Below are 9,578 nucleotides of genomic sequence, written 5' to 3'. Positions count from 1 at the left end.
CCCCTGTGGGGAGCGGGCCTCGGAAGCGTTGAGCGGCTGTCAGGCAGCGTGACGAGTGGTCGCGGGTGCACCGACTTCGACCCAGCGGGCCTCCATGTGCTTGCGGCCGCGGCGGTCGACGACAGAGAGCCAGCGGAGCTCGAGCTTGCCAGTCACTTTATTTCCGTTCATCAGACACCTCCTGTTCACCTTGTGTTCACCTAAGGTACCGCACCCCCACCTGTATGTCCAAGTAGTTGGCCAGATCGCGCGGTGATCCCCACTTGGAGGTGTGGAAGTGCCCGATGTTTGCCCGCGGCGCCCCACTTGAGGGTCAAGGGCAGATTTCTGCCCGATTTCGGGCAGAAATTTGAAGGTTGTCCCGCAGGTGGCGCACAGTTGGTGGCGTGAAGGCCGAGCAAGCGCTGATCGATCACCTGGTCGCCACCACCGGGCTCCCGCCCGCGGAGGCGGCGCGAGTGATCGAGGACGTGGTGGCGTACTTCGACGAACCGGTCGAGGCCTACGTGCGCCGCCGGCACACACAGCTGAAGACCTACGGCGCGAAGAACGACGCGATCTTCGCGCAGCTGGCCGAGGAGCTCCGGGCTCGGGTCGTCGCCGCACCGCGGCTGACCGAACGGCAGCTGCGGCGGCTCATCTACGGATAGGACGGACAGGACACATGTGCGGAATCGTCGGCTACATCGGACCGCAGCAGGCTGCGGGTCTGCTCACCGAGGGACTGGCCCGGCTCGAGCACCGCGGGTATGACTCGGCGGGCGTGGCGGTGCTGGGCAGCAGGCTGCAGGTGGCGAAGAAGGCCGGACGCGTACGCGATCTGGTCGATGCGCTGCCGAAGCGGTTCGCGGGCAAGGTCGGCATCGGGCACACCCGGTGGGCGACCCACGGCCCCGCCAACGACACCAACGCGCATCCGCACGTCTCTGCCGACGGCCGGGTCGCCGTTGTCCACAACGGGATTGTCGACAACGCCGCATCGTTGCGCGAGCGGCTCACCGAGGCGGGGGTCGAGCTGGTCAGCGACACCGACACCGAAGTCTTCGCCCATCTGATCGGATTGTCGACTGCTGACAATCTCGAGGCGAAGGTCGTCGATGCGCTCTCCCAGGTCGAGGGCACCTGGGGCCTGGCCGTCGTGCACGCCGACTTCCCCGACCGCATGGTGGTCGCCCGCAACGGCTCGCCGCTGATCGTGGGTGTCGGCGACGGAGAGATGTACGTCGCTTCCGACCTCGCCGCGGTCGTACGCCACACCACCACCGTCGCCCACCTGGACGACGGCGAGCTGGCGACCGTGACCGCCACCGGGTTCACGACGTTCCGCCAGGACCTGACGACGACCACCACGACGGCCCGTGAGGTCGACGTGGACCCGTCGGCGTACGAGTACGGCGAGCTCGCCGACCAGCCGCGGATGTTCACCGAGATCCTGGAACAGCCGTCCTCGGTCGAGCGGGCGCTCCGCGGCCGGCTCGACGAGCGGTTCGGCACCGCCCACCTCGGCGGGCTCAATCTCGACCCGCGCGAGCTGCGCGCGATTCGCCGGGTGAAGATCCTCGGCTGCGGCTCCGCCTACTACGTCGGCCAGATGGGCGCCGGGCTCATCGAGGAGCTCGCCCGGATCCCCGCCGACGCCGAGGCGGCCTCGGAGTTCCGCTACCGCAACCCGATCATCGAGCCCGACACCCTCTACGTCGCCGTCTCCCAGTCCGGCGAGACCATCGACACCCTGCTCGCGGTCCAGGAGATCAAGCGCAAGGGCGGCCGGGTGCTGGGCGTCGTCAACGTCGTCGGCTCCGCGATCGCACGAGCGGTCGACGGCGGCATCTACCTGCACGCCGGCCCGGAGATCGCGGTCGCCTCGACCAAGGCCCTGACCAACATGTACGTCGCGTTCTCGCTGCTGGCACTCCAGCTCGGTCGGGTGCGCGACCTCTCGATCGCCGACGGCAAGCGGCTCATCGCCGGCCTGCAGACGCTGCCGACGCAGATCGAGGAGATCCTCAAGAGCGAGTCCCACCTCGAGGAGGTCGCCGCCCGCCTGGCCGAGGCCGAGTCGATGTTCTTCGTCGGTCGCGTCCGCGGCTACCCGGTCGCCCGGGAAGGCGCGCAGAAGCTGAAGGAGATCTCCTACCGCCACGCGGAGGCCTACCAGACCTCCGAGCTCAAGCACGGCCCGCTCGCGCTGATCTCGGAGTCCGTGCCGACCGTCGCGATCGTGCCGCAGGACGAGCTGACCGACCGGAACGTCGCGGCGCTGCACGAGATCAGCGCCCGCCGCGGTCCGCTGGTCGTCGTCACCCACCCCGACGTCGACCTCGGCGAGCTCGACGCACTGCGGGTGGACGTACCGAAGAACGAGGTCGAGCTCGACCCGATCCTGCTGACCATCCCGCTCCAGCTGATCGCCTTCCATGCCGCCAAGGCCCTCGGCCACGACGTCGACAAGCCGCGGAACCTGGCTAAATCGGTAACGGTCGAATAGTCGACAGCGGTTCAATCGGACCATGCGTCTGGCAGCGATCAGTGTCCATCCGGTGAAGTCGACGGCGATCAGGCCGGTGGAGGAGGCGTACGTCGGGAGGGCCGGGATCGTGGGCGACCGGGAGTGGATGGTCGTCGACGGCAGCGGGAAGCTGGTGACGGCGCGTGAGCTGCGAGAGCTGTTCACGATCGTGGCCGACACCCCGGCGACCGGTGGTCCCGACGGCGTGGACCTGCTGCTGACCAGCGAGGGGATGGACCCGCTGGAGGTGGCGGTGCCCGGGGAGGCGGCGCCGACGGTCGGCGTACGGCTCTTCGACAAGCCGCTCACCGCGCGGGCCGTCGGCGATGCCGCGGATGCCTGGCTGAGGAAGGCGCTCGGTCGTGACGACCTGAGGCTGATGTGGTGCGCCGACCCGACGAAGCGGCCGATGAACCCGGCCAAGTATCGGCCCGGTGAATATGCCTCCTTCCACGACTCCTCGCCGGTGTCGCTGATCTCGGACGCCTCGGCAGGTCAGATCGACGAGTGGGCCGACGACGACGTCCCCGTCGGGCGTTTCCGCGCCAACCTGCTCATCGGGGGCGTCGCGGCGGCCTTCGCGGAGGACGGTTGGAAGGAGCTCGCGATCGGCGGCGCCCGGTTCCGTGTGGCAGCGCCGATCGATCGCTGCGTCATGACGACCATCGATCCGGAGACGCTGACGAACGGCAAGGACCCACTGCGTACGCTCGCCGTGCATCGCAAGTGGGACGGCAAGGTCTGGGCGGCGATGCACCTCGCCGTCGTCCACCCGGGCGAGATCGCGGTCGGCGACGAGGTCGTCGTCTCCTGAGTGACGTGGACCACCGCGCCGAGGAATGTCGAGATCGTGCTATAAGGGCCTACCGTTGGATGGTGAGCACCGACGCTGATTCTGCCGTATCCACCACTCCCATGCCCGAGGAGCCCAGTGGTGCGTCCAGCGTGGAGGCGGACCAGGGTCCGACCTTCGACTCGCTCGGTCTGTCCGCGAGCGTCCTCGAGGCCGTGAAGGCCCTCGGCTACGAGACTCCGAGCGCGATCCAGGCCGCCACCATCCCCACCCTGCTCCAGGGCCGCGACGTTGTCGGTCTCGCGCAGACCGGCACCGGGAAGACCGCCGCGTTCGCGCTGCCGGTGCTCTCCAACCTCGACGTCTACCAGAACGCGCCGCAGGCGCTGGTGCTCGCGCCGACGCGTGAGCTCGCCCTGCAGGTGTGCGAGGCGTTCGAGCGCTACGCGTCCAACATCGACGGCGTACGCATCCTGCCGGTCTACGGCGGCCAGGGCTACGGTCCGCAGCTGACCGCGCTCCGTCGTGGCGTCCACGTCGTCGTCGGCACGCCCGGCCGGATCATGGACCACCTCGAGAAGGGCACGCTGGACCTGTCCCAGCTGCGCTTCCTGGTGCTCGACGAGGCCGACGAGATGCTCAACATGGGCTTCGCAGAGGACGTCGAGACGATCCTCGCCGAGACCCCCGAGGACAAGCAGGTCGCGCTCTTCTCCGCGACCATGCCCGCCCAGATCCGCCGGCTGTCGAAGAAGTACCTGCGCGACGCCGAGGAGATCTCGGTCAAGGCGAAGACGCAGACCAACACCAACATCTCCCAGCGCTACCTGATGGTGTCCTACCCCCAGAAGGTCGACGCGCTCACCCGCATCCTCGAGGTCGAGAACTTCGAGGGCATGATCGTCTTCACGCGGACCAAGTCCGAGACCGAGTCGCTGGCCGAGAAGCTGCGCGCGCGTGGCTTCGCCGCGACCGCGATCAACGGCGACATCGCCCAGGCCCAGCGCGAGAAGACCGTCAACCAGCTCAAGGACGGCTCGCTCGACATCCTGGTCGCGACCGATGTCGCGGCCCGCGGGCTCGACGTCGAGCGGATCTCGCACGTCGTCAACTACGACCTGCCGACCGACGTCGAGGCCTACGTCCACCGCATCGGCCGCACCGGCCGCGCGGGCCGCACCGGCGACGCGATCTCGTTCGTCACCCCGCGGGAGCGGTGGTTGCTGCGCGCGATCGAGAAGCACACCAAGGCGCAGCCGGTCCAGATGCAGCTGCCCTCGGTCGACGAGGTCAACGCGACCCGCCTCTCCCGCTTCGACGACGGCATCACCGCCGCCCTCCAGGAGGGCGACAAGATCGAGTTCTTCCGCGACGTGGTGCGCCACTACGTCGAGGAGCACGACGTGCCCGAGGTCGACGTCGCCGCCGCCCTTGCCGCCGTCCTCCACGGTGAGGAGCCGCTGCTCCTCGAGCCGGAGCCCGAGAAGCCGGCGTACGATGACCGCCGGGGTCGTCGCGACGGCGACCGGGGCGGCGAGCGAGGCGGGGAGCGTCGCGAGTCCTCCCGCTCGCGTGGCAACGGGCAGCCGCTGGCGACGTACAAGATCCAGGTGGGCAAGCGTCACCGGGTCGAGCCGCGTCAGATCGTCGGTGCCATCGCCAACGAGGGTGGTCTGCGCCGCGCCGACTTCGGCAACATCTCCATCCGCAACGACTTCTCGCTGGTCGAGCTCCCCGCCGACCTGGCGCCCGAGACCTGGAAGGCGCTCGAGTCGACCCGGATCTCCGGCAAGCTCATCGAGCTCTCCGAGGACTCCGGCGGTGGTCCCGTGCGTCGTTCGGGTGGTCGCTTCGACCGGAGCCAGGGGGGACCGCGTCGCGGTGCGCCCGACTCCGGCGACCGTCCCCGCAAGCCGCGGCAGAAGCGCAAGTTCGACTGAGGTTGGAATACCCGGTTAACCGGGTATCCCTGCACTTCTCAGGCAATGCAACGCCTGAGAAGCGCAGGCATTGCCTGAGCACTGTGACGCAAGTGGCGTCAGAGACGCGTCGACGAGCAAGCCTGAGCGGTGGCGGTAGGCGTGGTTTCAGCAGGCGGCGAGGGTGCGCTGAGCTGAGACGGCGACCAGCGCGAACGGGGTCGCCATGAAGGCGAGCGCGCTCAGGGCCAGCATCACCGTAAGACCGCCGGTCAGAACGAGCATGGTGAAGCCGATGATCGGTACGACCATGGCGATGGCGAGCGACCAGGATGCGGTGAGGCGGGCCGTACGGCGCCCCACCTGCAACCAGCGCTGACCGATCGCGGTCACCGCCAGGGCGATGACCGCGCCGACGGCGCCTGCGGTGCCGACGTACCCGATGACGATGTCGAGCACGTGGAACAGGCCGCCGTCGGGGGCGGCCGAATGGGCGCTCGCGCCGAGGTCGATCCCGCCGTCCCACAGGAACGCCTGGGGAATCATGACGAGGACGAGCAGGATCGCCGTACGTCGGGCGGCATCGATCGCGACGGTGTCGCGGAAGCCGGGAGCGATGTCGTCGACGGAACCGAAGTCTCGCAGCGCCAGGGCCTCCGCCTCGGCGGTCGTGTAGCCCGCCGCGGTGTAGGCGGCGGTCGCGTCCTCGAGGTGGTCGCCGGCCTCGCGCAGCAGGTCGCGCCGGGTCCAGCTCGGGCCGGGGATCGCGGCGCGCAGGTCCGCAAGGTAGACGTCGACGGCGCTCATGCGCCCATCCTCCGTCGCCGGCGGTGCCGACCACATCAGGGAACTCCCCGAATGGCTCGCCAGAACTGCTGATTCGGCCCCCAGAAGTGCCGTCTCGGGCGACGTCTCGGCGGGTCAGGCTTCGCCGAGTACGCCGGAGACGACCTTGGCGAAGGTGCGCCACTCCTGGCGGTGGGCGGCGAGGGCGTTGCGACCGGCCGAGGAGAGCTCGTAGGTGCGTCGCTTGCGGCCGCCGACCTCGGACCAGGAGCTGTCGAGGTAGCCGGCCTTCTCCAGACGGCGTAGGGCCGGGTAGATCGTGCCGGTGGGGAGATCGAGCTCGCCACCGCTACGGGCACTGAGCGCCTCGATGATCGCGTAGCCGTGGAGAGGCTGCTTCTCGACGACAGCCAGGATCAGCGAGTCGAGGTGGCCACGGAGGGCGTCGGCTTTCATGTAGACAGCCTACACAGTCCGTCGTACATTGTCTCCATACATGTTGGCTGGCTACAGGTAGCCAGGCAATCACGGACAAGGAGACATGATGACCATCCAGACGACCACGAGACCCAGCCCGCTGCGGCGGCTGGCGTCCTTCTCCCAACGCCATCACTGGACCGCGTTGCTGCTGTGGGTGGTGGTGCTCGTCGGCGTGACCGCGGCGGCGCAGAGCATCGGCGACGACTACCGCAACTCCTTCGACATCCCCGGCACGCAGTCGCAGGAGATGGCCGACCTCCAGGCGAAGCACGGCGGGTCGACCGGCGACGAGGTGCGTGCGGTCATCCACGACGAGCGCGGCTGGGACACCGACCAACAGGCCGTCGACGACCTGCTCGCAGCCCTCGCCGAGGTCCCGCACGTCGAGAGCGTCGAGGCGGCCGACCCGCAGCGCGGGTCGGTGAGCGAGGACGGTACGACCGCGCTGGTCACCATCGTCATGGACGCCGAGCCCGGCGAGCTCCCGGTCAGCGCCTACGAGCCGTTCCTCGAGATCGCGGACGAGACCACGACCGACGATCTGCAGGTCGAGATGGCCGGCGACTCGATGCGCGAGGTGAACGAGGGCGAGGGTGGCAGCTCCGAGGGGATCGGCATGCTCGCCGCCCTGGTGATCATGCTGTTCATGTTCGGCTCGTTCCTGGCCGCGAGCCTGCCGCTGATCACCGCGATCTTCGCCGTCGGCACCACCTTCGGCGTGGTCACGCTGCTGTCCCACCTGACCACGATCCCGGACTACACCGCGCCGATGCTGATGATCGTCGGGCTCGGGGTCGGCATCGACTACGCGCTGCTGGTCTTCTCCCGCTACCGCAGCGAGCTGCTCCGTGGCGCCACCCGGGAGGACGCCACCTCGACCGCGATCGACACCGCCGGGCGCTCGGTCCTCTTCGCCGGCGTCAGCGTGATCCTGGCGCTCTGCGGCCTCTACGTGCTCCAGCTGACCTCGATCCAGGGGGTCGTGCTCGGTGTCGCGCTCACCGTCCTGATGACCATGATCGCCGCGGTCACCCTGCTCCCCTCGCTGCTGACGCTGTTCGGCAAGCGTCTGGAGAGGTCCGTACGCCGCCACGCCGCCCGGTCTCGCCGCGAGCCCGGTCAGCGCTGGCGTGCCTGGGCCGGCGGCGTCCAGCGGCACCCCTGGGCCGCGCTGATCGTCTCCCTGGTCGCCCTCGGCGCCCTCGCCACCCCGGTCCTCGGCCTCCAGCTCGGCTTCGCCGACGCCGGCAACGACGACCCCTCTTCGACCACGCGGAAGGCGTACGACCTGGTCAGCGACAAGTTCGGTCCCGGCGCCAACGGTCCCCTCGTGATCATGACCGACGGCTCGCAGCGTCAGGCGGTCGCGGCGTACGAGATGATCCAGGGGTACGACGGGGTGGCCGCCGTGACGCCGCCACAACCGTCGGCCGACGGCGCGTTGTTCACCTCCATCGCCTTCCCGGAGACCGGCCCGCAGGACGCCGAGACCACCGAGCTGGTCAAGGACCTGCGCGAAGACCTCGGCGACGACGTCCTCGTCGGTGGCTCGACCGCGGCGCTGATCGACTACTCCGACGCGGTCGGCGAGAGGCTGCCGCTCTTCATCGGGCTCGTGGTCGGGCTCTCCGCCCTGCTGCTGATGTGCGTCTTCCGCTCGGTCGCGGTGGCGATCAAGGCGGCGGTCCTGAACCTGATCTCGATCGGCGCCTCGATGGGAGCGATGACGTACGTCTTCCAGGAGGGGCTGCTCGGGGTCGAGCCGGGCCCGATCGAAGCGTTCCTGCCGGTGATGACCTTCGCGATCGTCTTCGGGCTCTCGATGGACTACGAGGTCTTCCTGATCTCGCGGATGCGTGAGGAGTGGCTGCGCAGCGGGGACGCCCAGGAGGCGGTCCGGGAGGGACTGGCGCACACCGGTGGTGTCATCACCGCTGCCGGCGCGATCATGGTCGTGGTCTTCGGCGCCTTCTGGTTCAGCCCGGACCGGATGCTGCAGGAGATGGGCTTCGTGATGGCGGTGGCGGTGCTGCTCGACGCGGTCGTGGTGCGGTGCCTCGTGGTGCCCGCGGTGATGCGGCTGCTCGGGGCCGGCGCGTGGTGGCTGCCGGCGTGGCTCGACCGCATCCTGCCCCGTCTTCAGAACGTCGAATGAACCCGGCTGAGCGGTTTCCGGACAGTTACTTGGACGTGAAACAAATTTCCTGCGGAGAGACGTAAGGGCGCGTACAACCGAAGGGAAGGGCCGCGCCCCCAGCGGTCCCCGGCTTTCGGGAGTTGCCATGAACGTGATCTTCCGCCTGTCCAAAGTCCGCCTCGCGGTCTCCCTCACCTCCATCGCCCTTCTCGGCGCCGGCCTCGCCGTCGCCCCCGGCTCCCCAGCCTCAGCGGCTGGGGAGCCGTACGTCGCGCTCGGCGACTCCTACTCCTCGGGAGTCGGCACGCGCAGCTACATCAACGACGGCAGCGAGTGCAAGCGGTCGACCCTGGCGTACCCGAGCCTGGTCGCCGCGGCGAAGAGCTACAGCCTCAACTTCCGGGCCTGCTCCGGCGCGGTCGTCGCCGACGTCGTCAACAGCCAGCTGAGCGCGCTGTCGACCTCGACGCGCTACGTGACGATCTCGGTCGGCGGCAACGACGCCGGCTTCGCCGACGTGATCACCGAGTGTGCCCTCCCCGCCTGGGCGAGCGACTGCGCGGGAGCGGTCGCGGGCGCTCAGAGCTACATCCGCAACACGCTCCCGGGCAGCCTCGGGACGCTCTACTCCCGGATCCGGTCGGCCGCGCCCAACGCGAAGGTGGTGGTCGTGGGCTATCCGAAGCTGTTCATGGGCGAGGACTGCAACGCCTTCACCTGGTTCAGCCCGGAGGACGAGGCGATCCTCAACGACACCGCCGTGCTCCTGAACAACACCACGGCCTCGCGCGCGAGCGCTGCCGGGTTCACCTACGTCAACCCGATCAGCCGGTTCACCGGTCACGCGGTCTGCGACGACGTGGAATGGATCAACGGCCTCTCCAACCCGGTCGAGGAGTCCTACCACGCCAACACCGCCGGCCACCGCGACGGCTACACCCCTCTGGTGAGTAC

The 9,578-nt window shown here is 69.1% G+C and carries 8 protein-coding genes; 6 read left to right on the top strand and 2 right to left on the bottom strand.

The genetic code is table 11. The annotated features are described in order from the left end of the window. Positions 1-386 precede the first annotated feature (386 nt). The 4 genes from ACFVJS_RS23125 to ACFVJS_RS23110 are packed head-to-tail and all read left to right on the top strand — an operon-like array spanning position 387 to position 5,242. Positions 387-650 (top strand): hypothetical protein, encoded by a 264-nt coding sequence (locus ACFVJS_RS23125; protein WP_378885446.1) that lies wholly within the window; start codon positions 387-389, stop codon positions 648-650. Positions 651-664: 14 nt separating this feature from the next. Beyond that, positions 665-2,488, top strand: coding sequence for a glutamine--fructose-6-phosphate transaminase (isomerizing) (gene glmS, locus ACFVJS_RS23120; RefSeq protein WP_378885444.1), 1,824 nt, complete (start codon positions 665-667; stop codon positions 2,486-2,488). A 22-nt stretch (positions 2,489-2,510) separates the two neighbouring features. Further along, positions 2,511-3,323, top strand: a complete 813-nt coding sequence (locus ACFVJS_RS23115; protein ID WP_378885442.1) for an MOSC domain-containing protein — start codon at positions 2,511-2,513, stop codon at positions 3,321-3,323. A gap of 59 nt (positions 3,324-3,382) precedes the next feature. Beyond that, positions 3,383-5,242 (top strand): DEAD/DEAH box helicase, encoded by a 1,860-nt coding sequence (locus ACFVJS_RS23110; protein ID WP_378885441.1) that lies wholly within the window; start codon positions 3,383-3,385, stop codon positions 5,240-5,242. 147 nt (positions 5,243-5,389) lie between these two features. Here the strand turns inward: ACFVJS_RS23110 and ACFVJS_RS23105 are convergent, their stop codons facing one another. Beyond that, a complete protein-coding gene (locus ACFVJS_RS23105; protein ID WP_378885439.1) occupies positions 5,390-6,028 on the bottom strand; it encodes a permease prefix domain 1-containing protein in 639 nt (212 codons plus the stop codon). Between the two features lie 114 nt (positions 6,029-6,142). After that, positions 6,143-6,463: a PadR family transcriptional regulator gene (locus ACFVJS_RS23100; RefSeq protein WP_008356007.1), complete on the bottom strand. Its 321-nt coding sequence runs from the start codon at positions 6,461-6,463 to the stop codon at positions 6,143-6,145. A gap of 88 nt (positions 6,464-6,551) precedes the next feature. Here ACFVJS_RS23100 and ACFVJS_RS23095 point away from each other — a divergent pair, with 88 nt between their 5' ends. Together ACFVJS_RS23095 and ACFVJS_RS23090 are read left to right on the top strand one after the other, a co-directional pair. After that, a complete protein-coding gene (locus ACFVJS_RS23095; RefSeq protein WP_378885437.1) occupies positions 6,552-8,642 on the top strand; it encodes an MMPL family transporter in 2,091 nt (696 codons plus the stop codon). Positions 8,643-8,769: 127 nt separating this feature from the next. Next, positions 8,770-9,578, top strand: an 809-nt coding sequence (locus ACFVJS_RS23090) for an SGNH/GDSL hydrolase family protein (RefSeq protein WP_378885435.1), incomplete at its 3' end; no start/stop codon positions are given.

Origin of the sequence: Nocardioides sp. NPDC057772 (assembly GCF_042798075.1) — a bacterium.
Classification (GTDB): Bacteria; Actinomycetota; Actinomycetes; order Propionibacteriales; family Nocardioidaceae; genus Nocardioides.
This window is presented reverse-complemented; position numbering and strand designations above follow the sequence as displayed.